The sequence below is a fragment of the Pantoea sp. QMID4 genome (genome assembly GCF_030270445.1).
Lineage (GTDB): Bacteria > Pseudomonadota > Gammaproteobacteria > Enterobacterales > Enterobacteriaceae > Pantoea > Pantoea vagans.
Genome location: NZ_BSXL01000005.1, coordinates 254282 through 273238, shown reverse-complemented (window position 1 = coordinate 273238; position 18957 = coordinate 254282). Strand labels below are relative to the sequence as shown.

Sequence of the window (18957 nt, the reverse complement as noted above, 5' to 3'; positions counted from 1 at the left end):
ATTCCGCGTATCAGATTAGGCAATTTTGCCATAAAAGCGCAGTCTGAGTTTCAGCGTTGTTACGGCACTGTTGCGTAGTTTTTAATCTTGTGGCACGCCGTTTGCTTGATACTGCCAGGTCAGTTCTCCCACTGACCAGAATTATGCCCCCGATTAAATCAATCAAATTGATTTAATTAACCGACAGCCTGTTGCTACCCTGTTTCTACCTGGTGGAGAAGACCATGTCACAGCGTTATACCTCTAAACTGAAAGCCGGTTTTGCCGCCTTATTGATGCTAAGCGCAGGCAGCGCGGCGGCCAGCCAGATCAATGCTCTGTTTATGACCCAGGCGGCCTATAGCGAGAATGACATTCGCGCGATGACGCAGAATTTTCAGAAGCAGCATCCGGATGTCACCGTCAATCTGGAGTTTGTTCCCTATGAAGCGCTGCACGACAAAATCGTGGCGGCGCGTGGCGCAGGCGGCAATGGCTATGATGTGGTGCTGTTCGACGCCATCTGGCCAGCGGAGTTTATCCGCTTTGATCTGCTGCAGGATGTCAGCGCGCGTATCACGCCAGATGAGAAAGAGAAGGTATTCCCGGGCGCGATGAACACGGTAATTTATAAGGGTAAAACGCTGGGGATGCCGTGGATCCTCGATACCAAATACCTTTACTACAACAAAGCGATGCTGGCAAAAGCGGGCATCACCACCCCGCCGCAGACCTGGCAGCAGGTGCTGGATGACGCGAAAATCATCAAAGAGAAAAAGATTGTGACTTACCCGCTTGTCTGGAGCTGGTCCCAGGCGGAAGCGCTGGTGTGTGACTACACCACGCTGGTCTCAGGCTTGGGTGGACAGTTCTATCAGAATGGCAAGCTCGACTTCTCCAGCCCGGCTTCACTTAAAGCGCTGAACCTGATGAAAAGCTCGCTCGACGAAGGCCTGAGTAACCCGGCTTCCCGTGAATATCTGGAAGAGGATGTACGCAAATCGTTTTCGAATGGCGATGCGGCATTCGCGCTGAACTGGACCTACATGTACAACATGGCAAACGATCCCAAGCAGAGCAAAGTATCAGGCGATGTTGGCATCATGCCTGCGCCAGGCGATGCGCCAGGAAAAGTGGGTGCAGTGAATGGCTCAATGGGTCTGGGGATCACCAAAAGCAGCACCCATGCTAACGAGGCGTGGCAATACATTCAGTACATGACTTCACAGCCGGTGCAAAACCAGTATGTAAAGCTCAGCCTGCCGATCTGGAAATCCTCTTATCAGGACGAAGCGGTGAAAAAGGATCAGGAGAGCCTGATTACCGCAGCGGATAAATCGCTGAACGTGATGCTGTCACGTCCTGAAACCGCCGACTATTCACGCCTGTCGAACCAGCTGCAGCAGCAGTTACAGCAGGTGTTGCTGGGTAAAATCCCGGCGCAGGATGCGATGGCGACGGTGGATAAAAGCGCCGCCCGGCTGCGTTAAGGAGTCATGATGTTGAGTCTGCGTCAACGTGAACAGCGTCAGGCATGGGTGCTTCTGGCACCCATGCTGCTGGTGATGCTGCTGTTAACCGCCTGGCCCCTCCTGCGCACCATCTGGCTCAGTTTTACCGATGCTGCGCTGATTGGCAGCAGTGAAACGCCTGCCTGGATTGGGCTGGAAAACTACCTCTATGCGCTGAGCGATCCCGATTTTCGGGCTTCTGTCTGGCGCACACTCTACTTCACGCTGGTGTCTGTCACTTTCGAAGGCATCATTGGCGTGCTGGTGGCGCTGCTGCTGAATCAGAAATTCGTCGGACGCAACGTGCTGCGGGTGCTGGTGATTCTGCCGTGGGCGCTGCCGACCATCGTCAACGCCATGATGTGGCGGCTTAACTTTAATCCCGATTACGGCAGCATCAACGCCCTGCTCAGCCAGCTCGGCATTATTGATGGCTATCGCAGCTGGCTGGGTTCGCCGGACGCGGCGCTCAATGCGGTGATGTTTGCAGATATCTGGAAAAACTATCCGCTGGTCACGCTGTTGGTGCTGGCAGCGCTGCAGTCGATCCCTGAAGATCTGTTTGAAGCGGCACGGCTGGATGGTGCGTCTGCCTGGCGGCGTTTCCGTGCGATTACCTTTCCGGCGATTGTCGCGCCGCTGGGCGTCGCGCTGGTGTTACGTACCATCGATGCCTTTAAGATCTTTGACATTATCTACGTGATGACGCGCGGCGGACCGGTGGACAGTACCAAAACCCTGAGCTTTTTTGTCTATCAGGAGTCGTTCAGCTACCTGCGTGCCGGCAGCGGTGCCGCTTACGCGATCCTGATGACCCTGATGTGCGCTCTGCTAATCACACTTTACCTGCTGATGTTATGGCACCAGCGCCGCCGGAGTTCCGCTTATGAAAACTAAACTGCGCCGGGTGCTGCGTTACGGCGCGGCGCTGCTGGTCGCCATCAGCATTCTGGCCCCGATGGGCTGGCTTTTTCTGATGAGCGTCAGCTCCGCCAGCGATCTATCCCGCGTGCCACTGGAATGGTTGCCACGTCAGTGGGATTTCAGTCGCTATCAGGGGCTGGTTTCGCTGGCACCGAACCAGCCGGGCAACATTTTCCTGCATGCGCTAGGCAACAGTCTGCTGGTGGCCACGGTGGCGACGGCAATCTCGCTGCTGCTGGCAATACCTGCCGCCTTCAGCTTCTCGCGCTACAGCGGACGCGATACCTGGCTTTCTGGCGCACTGGCTATCTATATGGTGCCGCCAGTGGCGTTTGTGCTGCCGCTCTACTTTCTGCTGCAACAGCTGGGGCTGCTCAACACCCGTCCCGGTCTGGTGATGGTCTATTGCTCGCTGATCCTGCCGTTCCTGACCTGGATGCTGAAGAATCAGTTTGACTCGCTGCCGCGCGATATCGAACAGGCGGCACGACTGGATGGCCTGCGCTTCTGGCAGGTCATGCTGCGCATCACGCTGCCGCTGGCGAAGCCGGTACTGGGGGCAGCTGCCCTGTTTGGCTGGCTGCTCGCCTGGGATGAGTTTTTCTATGCGTTGCTGTTCACCAGCAATATCTCGGCACAGACCCTGCCGGTCGCGATTGCCGGCTTCACCGCCGGACGCGCCACCGATGACGGGCTGATCGCAGCGATTGGCATTCTGGCGTCAGTGCCGCCTCTGTTAATTGCCATCTGGTTGCAGAAGACGCTGGTCAGCGGTCTTACCAGCGGAGGGAGTAAGGGATGATAACGATAGATAACAGCACTGCGTCCACGCTGTATGTGGTGGGCAATATCAATGTCGATTTAATCATGAGTACGCTTAGCGAGTGGCCGAAACGCGGTACGGAAGTGATGCTGCAGCACAGCGAGTTACGTCCCGGCGGGTCTGCGGGTAACTGCGCGCTGGCGCTGGAGGCGATGCAGGTGCCGCATCGCGCCATCGCTAATCAGGGCGATGATGGCTTCAGCCACTGGCTCGCCAGTCATTTTCCCCACAGCGCCGCACACTGGCCGCGCTACGCCTGTGAGACCTCGCTGACGGTGGGCGTAACCCATCCCGATAATGAACGATCGTTTCTGAGCAATCATGGCCATATTACCGTGCTGACCGCGGATGACGTGCTGGATCAGCTGCCGCTGGAGGCGACGCCAGGCGACATCGTGCTGCTGTGCGGCACCTTTCTCTGTCTTGAACTCTATGAACACTATCCGGCGCTACTGGCCAAGCTACAAAAGCGTGGCTTCAGTGTGGCCGTGGACACTGGCTGGCCGCCTGCGGGCTGGAGCGATGAGCTTCGCCGTGAGATGGGCAGCTGGCTGGCGGACTGCGACTGGCTGCTGCTGAATGAGGCAGAAGCGTTGGGTCTGGCGGGCGCGGATCTGCTGGAACAGAGTGGTAAACGGCTGGCCGCCCGTCTCAGTGGTCGCGGCGGCTGCGTGTTTAAGTGTGGCGCAGAGGGCGCACGTCTCTGGTCCGCCGCCTCGGTACAGTTTGCTGCCGCCCAGCCAGTAACAGTAGTGGATACCATTGGTGCCGGAGACAGTTTTAATGCCGGTTTTCTCACTGCACTTCTCTATGGACAGTCATCACATACCGCACTGCGCTGGGGCATTGAAGTGGCCTCACAGGCGATAAGCAGTTCTCCGCGTCGCTATCCCAGCTGGCAACAACTCCAATTAACCAATGAGGTGCGCTGACCATGGCCCGTGTTGAACTTATACAGGTGGCGAAGCGCTACGGAAAACACAGCGTGCTGCATCCGCTCGATTTAACCATTCCCGATGGCAGTTTTACCGTGCTGGTCGGTCCCTCCGGCTGCGGCAAGTCTACCCTGCTGCGGCTGCTCGCCGGTCTGGATAGCGTCTCTGACGGGGCGATTAAGCTGGATAATAAACAGATCAACGACCTCGATCCCGCCGACCGGGATATTGCTATGGTTTTTCAGAGCTATGCGCTTTATCCGCATCTGACCGTCGCCGAAAATCTGGCATTTCACATGCAGGTGAAAAAGGTGAAGCGCGAGGAGCAGAAAAGCAAAATTGCCCGTATCGCAGCTATTCTGGGTATCGATCAGCTATTACAGCGTTATCCACGCGCATTGTCTGGCGGACAGCGGCAGCGTGTGGCGATGGGCCGGGCAATGGTGCGCAATCCGCAGGTATTTCTGTTCGATGAGCCGCTCTCTAACCTGGATGCGCAGTTACGCATGGAGCTGCGTGCCGAGATTAAGTCCCTTCATCAGCGTTTCAAAACCACGATGGTTTATGTGACGCACGATCAGGTCGAGGCAATGACGCTGGCGGATCAGATCGTCGTGATGAAAGATGGGGTGATTGTGCAACAGGGTGCGCCGCTGGCGATTTACGACCGCCCGGTTAACACCTTTGTGGCGCGGTTTATCGGTTCACCGCCGATGAATCTGCTGGATGCGCGTTTCCAGACTCGCGATGGTCTGCCCGGCGTCTGCTGTGGCGAGCAGTGGCTGCCGTTGCCCGGTCGCTGGCACCACGCCGCGCTGCAGCAGGCCGATCAGCCGGTGACGCTGGGTGTACGACCCCACGATCTGCTTTTTGATGCCAGCGGGCAACCGGCGACGGTGAATATTGTGGAGATTACCGGCGAGTCGACACTATTACATCTGAACTGGCAGGCTTTCCCGCTGCATATGCAACTGACTGGTCGGAGCGATGCCGTGCCGGGCGGTACGCTGCCGGTGACCGTGAATCCGGATAAGATGCACCTGTTCGATGCCAGCAGCGGTGTGCGGCTGACGGAACAATGATAAAAAAACCCGCCGCTGGCGGGTTTTTTAGTCTGTGAATCAGATAGTGGACCAGGGAACATACGCCGCTTTATGCCAGATGAAACTGCTCTACCGTCTGTGATAGCTGCTGGGCCTGGTCTTCAAGCGAACTGGCGGCCGCCGACATCTGCTGCACCAGCGCGGCGTTCTGCTGGGTGACGCCATCCATTTCATTGACCGCTATCGTTACCTGGCTGATGCCACGCGCCTGTTCGCTTGACGCTGTAACGATCTCACCGATAATCCCCTGCACCGAATTCACCGCCTGCATCATCTCCTGCATGGTTTTACCGGCATCGTTTACCAGCCGGACGCCGCTCTCCACCCGTACGCTCGACTCTTCAATCAGTGCGCCAATCTCTTTGACCGCATTAGCACTGCGCTGGGCCAGATTTCGCACTTCTGAGGCGACCACTGCAAAACCGCGCCCCTGCTCACCGGCACGAGCTGCTTCTACTGCCGCGTTGAGCGCCAGAATATTAGTCTGGAAGGCAATGCTATTGATCATCGTGGTAATGTCGCCAATCTTTTTCGAGCTATCATCGATCTGCGCCATGGTCTGCACTACCTCGCCCACCAGCGAGGCACCGCGACTGGCAATATGCGTCGCGTTTTCAGTCAGGCTGGTCGCCTGCTGCGCATTGTCGGCATTCAGGCGGATTGTGGCGCTGATCTGCTCCATGCTGGCTGCGGTCTGCTCCAGCGCGGCGGCCTGTTCTTCAGTGCGTGACGCCAGATTGAGGTTGCCACTGGCAATTTCGCCCGCGCCCTGTCGTACTGATTCACTGGAATCTTTAATCTGCCCGACAATCTGCCGGAGCTGGCTTTGCATAGTATGAAGCGCAAAGAAGAGACTGCTGCGATCGCCGTTTTTCACAGCAATCGCGTTATCCAGCTTGCCATCCGCGACGGCAAGCGCAATATTTGCCGCTTCAATCGGCTCGCCGCCAATCGGACGCAGCACCTTGCGGCTGAATAGCATGCCGAGTACAGTGCCGACCAGCAGAATACTGACTACCATCAGCAATAGCGCCCACATCAGTTGCCGGTTAGCAGCAGCCATCACCTGACTGACCGGTGCGACGACGCCGAGATACCAGGGTTTATCGCTGTTACCAATTAACACCGGCTGCCAGGTGACTAAGGCATTTTCACCAAGCACGGCATCAAAATGCTGTACGACTTTCGTCGTAAAGCCATCTTTTTCGCCTTTCCAGGGTTTACCGGCTTCCTCTTTCACGGGCGAGGAAACCACGTTTCCGCCATTCGAGAGCAACAGCGCATAGCCGCTTCCCTGCCAGGGTTTGATCTGGTTCACCTTCTGTTGCAGTGACGCCAGTGAAATGTCAGAGGTGACAATTGCTTTCAATGTTCCCTGATCGATAATCGCGGCAGCCACAGAGGTGAGCAATGTCGGCACCCCGTTATAGGCATAGCTATAGGGTTCGATAAGGGTATCTTTTTTTGATTTTTGCGGGATCAGATAATAATCGCCCTGACCTGGCGTCAGATAGGAGAGCAGCGGATGCATCGCGTATTTACCTGACACGTCCCGATCCACAAAAAACGCATAGCGGCCCTGCGGTGCCTGACCCGGCTGTGTAGCGAACTCTGCATCGCGACCATCAAACGCATTCTGTTCAAATGTCACCGACATCGACAGATAATCAGGGTTAGCGCGCAGCGCATACTCCATGACTTTATCGGCGACGTTGCGATCGGTGATACCCGCCTGCGGCAGCGCAATGAGACTTTGGCCAAGATGACTGGCCACATCACGGGCGTGCCCCAGCTCCTGTTGCACCTGAAGCGCATGGCTCTGTGCTATCTGCTGCAGATAGTTTTCTGCGAGTACCTTCTGTTCTTTACCCGATTGCCAGCTGAGGACGCCGATAGTCACGGTAAATCCCAGCATTATTGTTAAGCCCCCCATGATCAGCATCTGCGCACGGGTACTCATTCTTTTCTTATGTGTTAACTGACTGGCCATAGCGATTCCCCTGGAATTTACCTGTTTCTTTCCCTCCTTGTGATTACGTTGCTCCTGAAATCGTCTATCGGCGGCGTTTTTTTGAACTTTAGTCACTGTAATTCTGGCGGGCTGCCTGTCTGGCTGTAAGTCATTCAGGGAAATTGATCGCAAAGAGGATATGGCGCTGCGTATGAACGGGCTTTTTTTGATCTGCAACAATACTGCTGCCCGCCTTTACTGTCAGTTTATGTCAACAGTTGCTGTCGCCCCTTATCACTGTGGAGAGAGATCAATGATCGGTAAATCAGGATTAGCCATTGGGATGGTTGTCTGGCTGGCGTATGTTGCCTGGATCGTTCACTACTATTCAGACACCTTTATGCAGTTTTCCCGTTAAGCAAACAGGACCTTCGGGTCCTTTTTTGTCCTTGATTCCTTTCGGTTGGCCTGTGAGCCGGATATCCGCTATTATCGACTCATTCTGTGAGCCGAATAGCAAGTCCTGTTCGGCTCATCCCTTCTTATTGTGAGCCAACTATGAGCGTTAACTGGATCTGGCAGCAGCCGGACTGGCCCGATTTTCAATGGCAGGATGCCGTACTGCTACCACGCCTGCGCCATTTGCAGCAGCAGCGCGGTTTGCTGCTGGGACGCGCCAGTCTGCAGTCAGACAGTGATTCGCAGACGCTGGATACCCTGCTGAGTAATATCCTTTCTTCATCCGCGATTGAAGAGGAGCGGGTAAACGTGCAGTCAGTACGCTCATCGCTGGCGCGCCGGTTAGGCGTCACAGAAGAACAGCCTTATCCGGTCTCCGATCGCTCAGAAGGGCTGGCCGCCATGATGCTGGATGCCATCAACAATCGCAGTCAGCCACTGACGCCTGACCGATTATTTCAGTGGCATCACTGGCTCTTTCCGGCAGATGAATGGACGGTGCAGCGTCTGAGCGTCGGCACGCTGCGTGGCAGTGAGCCCATGCAGGTGATCTCGGGTCGTATCGATCGCCCCACAGTGCATTTTGAAGCGCCACCGCGACAGGGGCTGGAGCCGCAGCTGGCACAGTTTATTGAGTGGTTTAACCACAGTCAGCAGGATGTCATGCTGGACCCGCTGCTGCGCGCTGCCATCTGTCATCTCTGGTTTGTTACGCTGCATCCGTTTGATGACGGTAATGGGCGTATTACCCGTGCCCTGACCGATCTGGCACTGGCGCAGGCTGACAGCCAGAGCATCCGTCTTTATGCCATGTCACCCGCTATCCTCGCGCAGCGTGCCGGTTATTACCGCATCCTTGAGCAGACGCAGAAAGGCGACCTTGATATTACAGACTGGCTGGTGTGGTTTCTTGATATCCTGGATGAGAGCCTGAAGCAGGCGATGGACGTCATCGATCGCACCCAGATGAAAGCGCGTTTCTGGCTGAGTCATCAAGGGATGGGATTAAGCGCGGAACAGGTAAAAGTGCTGAACCGGCTGCTTGACGGCGGTGAGCAGGGTTTTGAACGGGGGATCAGCGCCAGCCAGTATCAGAAGGTGGCAAAAGTGAGTAAAGCAACCGCGACCCGTCATCTGGCGGATCTGGTAGATAAAGGCTGTCTCTACCGGCTAGAGGGTGGCGGACGAAGCACGCGCTATCAGGTTGATACCCGCGAGAATCATTAAGTCCAGACAGGATGTGAGCGCAGATACGCCGCCGCTAAAAACAGCAACGCCGGAAGGTGCGCTTCCGGCGTTATGGCAATCAGGCAGCTTTAACGGCGCGAACTTTCTTCACCGCTGGCTCTTCCGCCTTATCATCCGCACCCTCTTCTGCCACGGCTTCAGGCTTCGTCGCGCCTGCGGCCATGTCCGGCAGTTTGCTGGTGCGCAGAATATGCTGCACCGCATCTTTCTGCTCGGCAATCAGCAGGCCCAGCGTTTCTGCCTGAGATTCGTCCAGTGCAGGTTGATGCTGTAACAGCCAGTCAGTGAAGGCTTCGGCCATATCGAGCATTTTGTCGTAGGCATCGGCCTCTTTCTTATTGGCAAACGTCATCTTCTCTTCACCCTTTCTGACTACAACAAATTTTGTTTCAACAGCCATCTTTTCGTCCTCGGGTACTGTGTATATATACAGTGTATCATGCCGGTTATGCTTTGCCAGCAGAGAATAGAGTTTATCGGTTATGCACGCGCTAACCTTAAACGGACGCAGGTTTTTTTCTTTTTCCTCTGCTTCTGTGCCGGAAGCCAGGCTGACTACACCAGCAGCTCTTCAAGGAACATCGCCAGCGCTTTACGCGGATCATCCTCTTCGGAAACGATCACCTCGATCCCCCACTGCCCCAGCACCTCTTTAGCTACCGGATTATTACGGTTAGTGAACAGATACGATTTTGGCCGGGCCGTCGCCAGCCCGGTGCGGCCCCACATCTTGGTCAGACGGTAAAACAGCAGGCGTATGTTGAAATCACTGATGCTGTAGCCGACAAACAGCACAGAGTTGCCCATAACGTCATGGGTCAGTTTGATGTCGAGCGGTGAGTCAAAATAGAGACGTTCAAAATAGCTGCTCTCATCAAGCACGATAGAGGTGTCGTCATCGAAGTCACCGTGCAGCTTGATGATATGACGTTTATCTTCGGTCAGCGAGACCAGGTCAGCGGCATTCGCCACTTTGTAATAGGGAACGCCGTGCGCCTCGTGCGCCGCTTCCAGCCAGCGATCGTAATTGGTGGTGTAGATGCGCGAGAAGTTACCCTGGGTAATCATGGTATGAATTTCAGAAGACCGGACATCGATATCCGGCCGGTGCCACTCGCGATCCATCCAGCTGCGCAGCGGGCCTAGCGAGCCTTTCTTTTGCTTGTAATACTCCGCCAGCGACAGGTGCGTACCGTAGGTATTGAAGATTTTGGGATCGTAACCCAGCTCGTTAGCAAGGTGAGCAATCAGTTCATGCCACTCGGGGAGGCCAAAATTACGCGAAATACCGGCACCGGCAAACAGAATCAGTTTGCCGGAATCATAGGCGCGTTTGAGTTCAGGTTTCATGCCACTCCCCGCGAGGTTTTTAAAAAGGTGGCAAAGCGATCCAGCGCGATGCGCCGCATCGAGATCTCATTCTTGAGTTCGCCCATTTCTGCAAAGGTCTGCTCATACCCTTCGGGGATAAACACGCAATCCCACTGGAAGCCGCGCGTCCCGCCGGGTTTCGCGGCGATGGTACCGCGCAGTTCGCCCGAGAACTGATACATTTTGCGGCCGTCACAGTAGCCGAGTACTGTTTTAGCCGTCACGGCCTGGCTGTCCAGTCCCTGAACCAGCGCGGTAAAGCGATCAGCGTCCAGGCGGTTCCAGAAGATGCGGGTCAGACCGGCGGGCAGACCATTGAGGCCATCCAGATAAAGGCCGGTATGCTCAACAAACAACGGCCGCCCAATCAGCGAAAAGGCTTTGGTGAGTTTATCGCGCACCAGGTCCAGCTCGTTTTCAGTCTGAATTTCTTCAATGCGACGGGCGATGGGCAATACTTCGACCCCGACAGGCTCAAGTATCTTACGCACCTCCGCCAGCTTTTGCTCATTGGCAGAAAGGAATCTGATTTTCATGGGGCTTCCAGGTCAATTACTCCGCCACGCAGTGAGGATTTTTTACGAAAACAGGCGGGCAGGATAAATCACTCACGCTGGAGAGTGTAGTTCAATTCTGTGGTCATCAGATTGCAGAACCAGCTTCAGCAGGAGAGCCGGTTCTGCAGCCTCAGTAAACAATGCCTGGCGGATTCACTGTGGAGTGCGTCACAGCTTCATCCTGTTCACCCCAGCGGGCCAGCACCTGCTGATACTGCCCACCCGTGATGGTGCCATCCAGCGCAGCCTGCAGTGCGGGTGCCAGACCATTCCCCTTTTTAGTGGTCACGGCAACCCAGGCGCGAAACGGTCCGCTGCCAACCAGCTTTGTCTGGCCGCGTGACGCCACTTTCCAGGCGGCCATCGAGTGCGGGCCAAAGATCGCATCGGCCCGCCCCGACAGTAGTGTCAGCGTCGCTGAGGCATCATCGGTAAGATAGACTGGCGTGACCGCAGGCAGACCTTTGGCCCGGTTCTGCCGATCCCAGCTCAGTAATATGCGCTCCTGATTCGTGCCCGATGAGACGATAATCCGTTTACCGGCAATATCAGGCGGACTGCTGATCTGGCTGATTTTACTGTCGCTCTTTACCGCAAAGGCGTGGTTATCAGCGCGATAGGTCGCAAAATCGAACTTCTTCTTGCGCTCTTCAGTAACGGCAATGTTAAACATGGCGACATCATAGCGTCCGGCGCTGATGCCCAGCGGCCAGTCCTCCCACGAGGCCGGAACCAGCTTCAGCTTTAACCCCAGACTGTCAGCCAGCAGTCTGGCGATGTCCGGATCGCTGCCGATCCGCGTGACGTTGTCAGACGCCAGCAGCGACAGCGGCGGTGAGTTAGTCGTGGCGGTCGCAACCGTCAGCGTGGCGGGCTCGATAAAGTGAAAGTCAGCCGGAATTTTCGCGATAGCCTGCGGATTCGCCGGGGCATGGATTGGCGTCTCATTTTTCAGCACATCAAGCTTCTCCGCCGCCGGACAGCTCAGCACCGGGAGCAGCGTCAGCGCTGTTAACGTCAGCGCCCTCATAACACGCGCGCCAGGAAACGGCGGGTGCGTTCATGGCGCGGATTGTTCAGGACCTGCGTGGTGCTGCCCTGCTCAACAATCCGGCCATCTACCATAAAGACCACGTTGTCAGCCACTTCACGGGCAAAGCCGATCTCATGGGTCACAATCACCAGCGTGGTGCCGGAGCACGCCAGCTTTTTGATGACGTCGAGCACTTCACCGACCAGCTCCGGGTCCAGCGCCGAGGTCGGTTCATCGAACAGCATCACGCGGGGATTGAGCATCAGGGCGCGCGCAATAGCGATGCGCTGCTGCTGCCCGCCCGACAGATGACGCGGCCAGGCATCGGCTTTATGGCGCAGGCCGACGATATCCAGCAGTTCGCCCGCCCGTGTTATCGCTTCAGATTTCGTGAGCTGACGATGGGCAACCGGCGCTTCAATCAGGTTATCCAGCACGCTGAGGTGCGGAAATAGATTGAAGTTCTGGAACACGTAGCCGACGTTGATACGCTGCAGCAGAATGGCCTTCTCTTTAAGTTCATATAACTTGTCGCCGCGCTGCTGATAGCCGATGAAGTCGCCATCAATCTGAATGAATCCCTCATCGACCCGCTCCAGATGATTGATGGTGCGCAGCAGCGTGGATTTACCGGAGCCGGATGGCCCCAGAATCACCGTGACCGATCCAGGCTCCAGCGACAGCGAAACATCATCCAGCGCTATGTGTTTACCAAAACGCTTGGTCACGCCGGTAATACTGATGGCACCTGTTGTGTGTGATGTGCGGTAATCAATGGCTTCGGACATGGCTGATCTCCTCGGTCGAATGAAGTGGCGTGACGCGGTTGCGCCATCGTTGCCAGCGCGAAGGCTGCGGCTCACGGTTCACGCTGCGGGCCAGCCAGCGCTCAACGTAATACTGAATCACGGACAGGACGGTAGTGATAATCAGATACCAGGCGGCACCGACCATCAGCAGCGGGATCACTTCCTGGTTACGGTTGTAAATCATCTGGATGGTGTAAAACAGCTCCGGCATCGCCAGCACGTAAACCATTGAGGTGCCTTTCGCCAGGCTGATGATCTCGTTGAATGCAGTCGGAATAATGGCGCGCAGCGCCTGCGGCAGAATGATGCGGAAGGTCCGGCGTGAGGCGGAAAGCCCCAGTGCAGAGGCCGCTTCCACCTGACCGTGATCGACACCGAGGATCCCGCCACGGATAATCTCCGCACTGTAAGCGGCCTGTACCAGCGTCAGACCAATGACCGCCGCAGGAAACTGGCCCAGCACGTTAATCGTCTGAAACGCGCCCCACGACAGGCCGGTAAACGGAATGCCAATCGACAGCGTGTCGTAAAGGTAGGAGAAGTTATAGAGAATGATCAGCACCACGATCAGCGGCAGCGAACGGAACAGCCAGATGTATCCCCACGCCAGGGTGCTCAACAGCCACGACGAGGAGAGACGTGCCAGCGCCAGCAGACCACCAAAGAAGAGGCTGAAGAGAGTGCCCAGCAGGGTCAGGAGCAGCGTCTGACCCAGGCCGTGCAGGATCACCGGATCAAAAAACCAGCGGGCAAACACGCCCCACTCCCAGCGCGGGTTAAAGGCCACTGACTGCACCACGCCCGCCAGTATAAACAGCGCCAGGATAGCGCCTGCGGTGCGCGCCGGATAACGTGCCGGGACCACCTGCAGATGTTGATGTTTACTCATCATTACTCCTTAACTCGCCTCAGCGACGTTATACACGCCGATCACTTTAATAAAGCGCAGTCGCCCGTCATGTGGCGGCTGGCCGTAACGCTCCAGATCGCCGCTCAGATCGAACTGTGGCTGATAGCCGTGACCGGTATATAGCCGCACCGCTTCCGGCTGGCGAAAGCCGGTAGTAAGAAACAGCCGCTGATAGCCCGCCTGCAGGGCGCGCCGTTCCAGCTCCTGCAACACCACCAGCGCCAGCCCCTGACGGCGCAGATCGCTGCGGGTCCAGATGCGTTTCAGCTCAGCGGTCTGCGGGTCATAAGGTTTATAAGCGCCCATCGCGATGATTTCGCCGTCGCGCTCCAGCACAATAAACAGTCCCTGCGGCGGCAGATACCATTCGGTCAGCTCCTGTTCCTGCTCGTTACGGCGGGAGAAAAAGTCGCCATAACGTGCTGAATATTCACCAAACAGACCACCCAGAATCGGTTGCAGCTCAGGGGCCTCCGGCGAAACTTCGCGAAAAGTCGATTCACTCATGGTCAGCTCCTTAGTCGCCCAGCCCGGCAGGGTTGATTTCAGAACGATCGATATGCTCTACGCCTTCACCCCAGCGGTTCAGCACCTTCTGATAATCGCCATTGGTGATGACGCCATTCAGCGCAGTGCTGATCGGTTCCGCGAGGCCGCTGCCTTTCTTCACCGTAACGGCAATGTGCGCCGCTTTTGGCCAGCCGCCGTCCACGCTGCCGACCAGCCGCGTTTTACCGGTCAGCGCCGCTTTCCAGGCACCAATCACGTTCGGACCGAAGTAGGCATCGGCTCGCCCCGCCTGCAGTGCCAGTGTCTGGGCGGCGTCATCTTTGGCGTAGACCGGCGTAAAGGCTTTCAGGCCCTTAGCCTGATTCTCTTTATCCCACGCCAGCAGAATCGCCTCCTGATTGGTGCCGGATCCCACGATGATCCGCAGTCCGGCAATGTCTTCCGCTTTGGTCAGTGACTTAATCGGGCTGCTGGTCTTGACATAAAAGCCGAGTGAGTCTTTGCGATAGGTGGCGAAGTCGAACTTCTCTTTGCGCTCTTTAGTGACGGTAATGTTGGAGATCGCCGCATCATACTTGCCTGAGGCCACACCCAGCGGCCAGCCTTCCCATGACGTGGGAACGACATTGAGTTTTAATCCCAGGCTATCAGCAACCAGTCGGGCAATATCCACCTCACTGCCGAGCAGGGTTTTGTTGTCATCCGAAAACACCGTCAGCGGTGGAGAGTTCAGCGCCGCCACGGCCACGGTAAAGGAGCCCGGCACCACAAAGTGATGCCCCGCGGGCAGTTGCGCGATGGCGGCAGGATTTTTCACCGTATTAATCGGCGCTTTATTGGCTTGCAGGCTGACGCGCTGTCCGTTATAGGAAACGCTGGTGCCTTCAGCCAGCGCATGGCTGCCGGCTGTAAGAATAAGCAGGGCAAGAAGACGCGATGTTTTTTTCATGACGTAGGCTCTTATTGTGAGGTGAACTGATTAACGGGTTGTTTCAGGGCGAAGCTGTCACGCAGGGTGCTGCCAGGGTAGTCGCGGCGCGTCAGGCCGCGAGCCTGCAGAATCGGCACCACGCGGTCGACAAAACGCTCAAAGGTATCGGGTGTGCCGCCGTTAATGATGAATCCGTCTGTGGCGTGGGTCTCAAACCAGAGCTGCAGGCCATCCGCGACCTCTTCCGGCGTGCCGTGAAACAGTGGACGCGGCGTTGCGGCTTCCAGTGCCGCCTGGCGCAGCGTATGGCCATGCTGCTGTGCTTTGCGTTTGATCTCGTCGGTGGTGCTGCGGAAGCTGTTCTGCCCGATGTCGCCAATGTCCGGGAACGGCTCATCCAGCGGATATTGTGAAAAGTCATGGTGGTCGAAGAAACGACCGAGGTAGTTAAGTGCATCGGTAATCGACACGAGCGCCGCCGTGGTCTGATACTGGCGCTCTACGTCTTCCTCATCATCACCCACGATCACACTGACACCCTGAAAGATGTGCAGATCCTCTGGCTGTCGACCGTTCGCTACCAGCTGCTGTTTCACATCCTGATAAAATGCCTGGGCTTCTTCACGGGTTGGCTGATGGGTAAAAATGGCGTCTGCATGGCGCGCCGCCAGCTTTTTACCGTCATCGGACGCACCCGCCTGGAAGATAATCGGCCGGCCCTGCGGCGTGCGGGCGATGTTGAGCGGTCCCTGCACCTGGAAGAAATCGCCATGATGATCGAGCGTGTGCAGCTTCGCCGGGTCGAAGAACTGGCCGCTCTCCTTGTCCCGTACAAAGGCATCCTGCTCCCACGAATCCCATAAGCCTTTCACTACCTGCAGATACTCGTCGGCAATGCGATAACGTAACGCGTGTTCCGGGTGTTTCTCGCGGGAGAAGTTTCTGGCGGAACCCTCCAGCGGCGAGGTAACAACGTTCCAGCCCGCACGCCCGCCGCTGAGGTGATCGAGGCTGGCAAACTGACGTGCCACGGTGAACGGCTCGCTGTAAGAAGTGGAAACTGTGCCGACCAGCCCCAGATGTTCCGTGACGCCCGCCAGTGCTGAGAGCAGCGTCAGCGGTTCAAAACGATTCAGAAAGTGCGGAATCGATTTCTCATTAATAAACAACCCGTCGGCGACAAACAGAAAATCGAGCTTGCCCTGCTCCGCCTTGCGGGCGATTTTTTTGGCGTACTCCAGATTAATACTGGCATCGGCCTGCGCCGCCGGATGGCGCCAGGCAGACATGTTTCCCGATGCGCCATGCAGAATAGTGCCAAGCCGAAGTTGTCTTGTGGTCATGATGCTCTCTCTTTTTTAGTCGTAGCGATGCCCAACGAGGGTGGTCAGCACCCCCGTGTTTTAACGGGCTGCAGATGAATTCAGTTCAGAATGGCTTCCCGACATCGCGCATTGAGATGTTGCAGCGCCTGGCTGGCCAGTCGGGCGAAGTAGTCAGCGGCGGGGGCAATCAGCGCCTCATCCGGGGTAAAGCTGGCATGGTGCAGACCGAAATCACTGGCGCTGCCGATGCTGACAAACGCACCCGGCACCTGTTGCAGATAGAACGCAAAATCCTCACCCAGCAGATGCAGTTCGGCGGACTGCACCCGATAACCTGCCTGCTGCGCGACGTCACTGCTGAAGGCTGCCCAGTGCGCGTCGTTGATTAGCACCGGCGGGCCGGGATGCCAGCTCAGGGTCGCCTGCGCGCCATTGGCTTCAGCAAAGTGCTCAACCAGTGTGCGCACCCGCTGTTCCAGTTCGGCACGCAGCTGTAAATCGTGAGTTCTCGCCGTGCCGCCAAACTCAACGCCGCCCGGCAATACGTTCCAGCTTTTGCCGCCGTCAATGCGGGTAATGCTCAGCACCAGACTGTCCAGCGCACTGAAGCTGCGGCTGGTGAGTCCCTGTAAGGCCTGGATAATCTGACTGGCGGTAACAATACTGTCGACACCCTGCTCCGGATACGCGGCATGTGCGCCTTTGCCGGTGACGCGAATAATAAATTTGTCCGTATTGGCATAGAACGCCCCACTGCGGGTGGCGAAGGTGCCGACAGGCAATGAAGGCTCGTTGTGCATGCCGAAAATAGCCTGCACCTCATCCAGTACGCCCGCGTCAATAAACTGGCGTGCTCCGCGAGCAATCTCTTCAGCGGGCTGAAACAGGATGCGCACCCGACCAGGCAACTGGTCGGCCTGAGCGTTAAGCTGTAACGCTGCGCCCAGCATCACCGCGCTATGGAGGTCGTGACCGCAGGCGTGCATCACACCGGGATGACGGGAGTGAAAACGCACGCCGCTTGCTTCATGGATCGGCAATGCATCAATGTCGGCGCGCAGCGCGATGACGGTCTCCCCGCTGCCAATTTCCGCCACAAGACCCGTCTCAAGGGGATAGTCGAGCAGCCGGATGCCCGCCGCCTGCAACCAGCCCCGTAGCCGGGCAGTGGTGGCGAACTCCTGACCCGACAGCTCCGGCCAGGTATGCAGTTCACGCCGCCATTCAATCAGTTGTGATGCATTGCTCATGATGACTCTCCACTCAGACTCAGGCTGCAATCAGATGATGCGTAGCCAGCAACTCCAGTGACTGAAGGCGGGCAACCGGCTCGGTAATCGGCGTGTCGATAACGAACTCATCAATGTCGAAATTATGGTGTAGCGCATCCAGCTGGGCATGAACCTGTGCTGCGGTGCCTTTCAGCAGTGACGGTGTGCGTGGCTCAATCTGATAATCGCGATATCCACCCTGACGCACATAGCGCTCAGCCTGTTCCAGACTGCCGACGTTGACGCCTGGGCCGTCTTTCACCGACACATGATAATGACGCAGCGTGGAAACCAGCAGGTCAGCCTGGGCGGGCGAGTCAGCCACCACTACCTGAACAGCCACCAGTGCGCGCTGGCCGTTACTGAGTCGGGAAAAGGTACTCAGTGCATGTTCCAGCAACTGGCGGTCGCCATTAAGATGAGCTGCAAAGACAAACTGCCAGCCCAGACTTGCCGCCAGCCGGGCGCTCTCTTCGCTGGCACCCAGCAGAAAACGGTTAGCAGGACGTGATGGCAGCGGCGTCGCGGCTAAACTTTCGTCATCAGGTTGCGACTGTGTGGGTTTAAGCCAGCTATCCAGCAGCTGAAGCTGTTCGGCAAAGCTGCCTTTTTTACCCGCATCGACACCCTGTTGCAGTGCATGGGTGGAAAGTGGCAGTCCGCCCGGCGCTTTGCCCACGCCGAGATCGATGCGGCCCGGTGCCAGTGAGGCGAGCAGGTTAAAGTTTTCAGCCACTTTATACGGGCTGTAATGCTGCAACATCACCCCACCCGAGCCGACACGAATATGGCGGGTCTGCGCAATGATCCAGGCAATCAATACTTCCGGTGAAGGGCTGGCGAGCTGCGCAGTATTGTGATGTTCCGCCAGCCAGAAGCGATGATACCCCCACTCCTCAGCTAATTGCGCCAGCTGCAGCGTGCGCTGCAGTGCTGCTGCAGGCGACTCGCCCTGCAGCACGGGCGCTTTGTCTAACAGACTTAATCGATATACCATTCACCTGGTCCTTGTTCATTCCGGTTGCGGACCAGTGTGCTGCGCAGTCGATTATTGGTAAAACATCATATTGTTTTATGCTTTATTGAATTCGTGATAATGAGGAGAAGTGAGCAGTGGCAGAGAAATAAATGACGCTGGTACAGGATGTCAGCCCGCCAGGCAACGTTAAACGCTGTTCGCCGCCTGATTTTAATATGATTCAAACCGACTAAATGGCAAAGGTTTGCAGAAAATCGTCTTATGTATGGAGCGGTGAAAAGTGTCTTTGTTAGTGTTAGCGGAACATCCGGCTGCAAAGAGTCTGTAC

At 56.6% G+C, this 18957-nt stretch carries 18 protein-coding genes; 6 read left to right on the top strand and 12 right to left on the bottom strand.

Annotated elements, in window-relative coordinates:
* Window positions 1-224: 224 nt before the first annotated feature.
* Genes QSK07_RS13290 through QSK07_RS13270 form a run of 5 tightly spaced genes read left to right on the top strand, consistent with a single transcriptional unit; the run spans window position 225 to window position 5254 of the window.
* The gene (locus tag QSK07_RS13290) at window positions 225-1469 is read left to right on the top strand and encodes an extracellular solute-binding protein (protein WP_285721580.1); all 1245 of its coding nucleotides are present in this window, start codon (window positions 225-227) and stop codon (window positions 1467-1469) included.
* A gap of 9 nt (window positions 1470-1478) precedes the next feature.
* Window positions 1479-2387: a carbohydrate ABC transporter permease gene (locus tag QSK07_RS13285; protein WP_285721755.1), complete on the top strand. Its 909-nt coding sequence runs from the start codon at window positions 1479-1481 to the stop codon at window positions 2385-2387.
* Window positions 2377-3216, top strand: coding sequence for a carbohydrate ABC transporter permease (locus QSK07_RS13280; RefSeq protein WP_285721581.1), 840 nt, complete (start codon window positions 2377-2379; stop codon window positions 3214-3216). Before QSK07_RS13285 ends, QSK07_RS13280 begins: the two co-directional genes overlap by 11 nt.
* A gap of 5 nt (window positions 3217-3221) precedes the next feature.
* On the top strand, window positions 3222-4169 hold the full coding sequence (locus tag QSK07_RS13275) for a carbohydrate kinase family protein (RefSeq protein ID WP_098050244.1): 948 nt from the start codon (window positions 3222-3224) through the stop codon (window positions 4167-4169).
* A gap of 2 nt (window positions 4170-4171) precedes the next feature.
* A complete protein-coding gene (locus QSK07_RS13270; RefSeq protein WP_285721582.1) occupies window positions 4172-5254 on the top strand; it encodes an ABC transporter ATP-binding protein in 1083 nt (360 codons plus the stop codon).
* Between the two features lie 70 nt (window positions 5255-5324).
* Here QSK07_RS13270 and QSK07_RS13265 read toward each other — a convergent pair whose 3' ends face one another.
* Window positions 5325-7265 carry a methyl-accepting chemotaxis protein gene (locus QSK07_RS13265; protein ID WP_285721583.1) on the bottom strand — a complete coding sequence of 647 codons (1941 nt, stop codon included), beginning with the start codon at window positions 7263-7265 and terminating at the stop codon, window positions 5325-5327.
* 519 nt (window positions 7266-7784) lie between these two features.
* On the opposite strand from QSK07_RS13265, the gene QSK07_RS13260 reads away from it, so the two are divergent.
* Window positions 7785-8912 (top strand): Fic family protein, encoded by a 1128-nt coding sequence (locus tag QSK07_RS13260; protein WP_285721584.1) that lies wholly within the window; start codon window positions 7785-7787, stop codon window positions 8910-8912.
* A gap of 79 nt (window positions 8913-8991) precedes the next feature.
* On the opposite strand, the gene QSK07_RS13255 is transcribed toward QSK07_RS13260, so the two are convergent.
* From QSK07_RS13255 to QSK07_RS13205, 11 genes are all read right to left on the bottom strand, one after another.
* A complete protein-coding gene (locus tag QSK07_RS13255; protein ID WP_285721585.1) occupies window positions 8992-9333 on the bottom strand; it encodes a YebG family protein in 342 nt (113 codons plus the stop codon).
* 155 nt (window positions 9334-9488) lie between these two features.
* Window positions 9489-10283, bottom strand: coding sequence for an SIR2 family protein (locus tag QSK07_RS13250; RefSeq protein WP_010247078.1), 795 nt, complete (start codon window positions 10281-10283; stop codon window positions 9489-9491).
* Window positions 10280-10840 (bottom strand): non-canonical purine NTP pyrophosphatase, encoded by a 561-nt coding sequence (locus QSK07_RS13245; protein ID WP_098050095.1) that lies wholly within the window; start codon window positions 10838-10840, stop codon window positions 10280-10282. The genes QSK07_RS13250 and QSK07_RS13245 overlap by 4 nt, the downstream gene beginning before the upstream one ends.
* Window positions 10841-10991: 151 nt before the next feature.
* Complete coding sequence (locus QSK07_RS13240) at window positions 10992-11891, bottom strand: ABC transporter substrate-binding protein (protein ID WP_285721586.1); 900 nt, start codon at window positions 11889-11891, stop codon at window positions 10992-10994.
* Window positions 11888-12682 carry an amino acid ABC transporter ATP-binding protein gene (locus tag QSK07_RS13235; RefSeq protein WP_285721587.1) on the bottom strand — a complete coding sequence of 265 codons (795 nt, stop codon included), beginning with the start codon at window positions 12680-12682 and terminating at the stop codon, window positions 11888-11890. Before QSK07_RS13235 ends, QSK07_RS13240 begins: the two co-directional genes overlap by 4 nt.
* Window positions 12666-13592: an amino acid ABC transporter permease gene (locus QSK07_RS13230; protein WP_285721588.1), complete on the bottom strand. Its 927-nt coding sequence runs from the start codon at window positions 13590-13592 to the stop codon at window positions 12666-12668. Before QSK07_RS13230 ends, QSK07_RS13235 begins: the two co-directional genes overlap by 17 nt.
* A 9-nt stretch (window positions 13593-13601) precedes the next feature.
* Complete coding sequence (locus QSK07_RS13225; RefSeq protein ID WP_098050091.1) at window positions 13602-14120, bottom strand: GNAT family N-acetyltransferase; 519 nt, start codon at window positions 14118-14120, stop codon at window positions 13602-13604.
* 10 nt (window positions 14121-14130) lie between these two features.
* Window positions 14131-15072 carry an ABC transporter substrate-binding protein gene (locus QSK07_RS13220; protein ID WP_285721589.1) on the bottom strand — a complete coding sequence of 314 codons (942 nt, stop codon included), beginning with the start codon at window positions 15070-15072 and terminating at the stop codon, window positions 14131-14133.
* A gap of 11 nt (window positions 15073-15083) precedes the next feature.
* Window positions 15084-16397, bottom strand: a complete 1314-nt coding sequence (locus QSK07_RS13215) for an LLM class flavin-dependent oxidoreductase (RefSeq protein WP_285721590.1) — start codon at window positions 16395-16397, stop codon at window positions 15084-15086.
* An 80-nt stretch (window positions 16398-16477) separates the two neighbouring features.
* Complete coding sequence (locus QSK07_RS13210; RefSeq protein WP_275221868.1) at window positions 16478-17629, bottom strand: amidohydrolase; 1152 nt, start codon at window positions 17627-17629, stop codon at window positions 16478-16480.
* A gap of 19 nt (window positions 17630-17648) precedes the next feature.
* On the bottom strand, window positions 17649-18647 hold the full coding sequence (locus QSK07_RS13205; protein ID WP_275221870.1) for an MsnO8 family LLM class oxidoreductase: 999 nt from the start codon (window positions 18645-18647) through the stop codon (window positions 17649-17651).
* Window positions 18648-18957 lie beyond the last annotated feature (310 nt).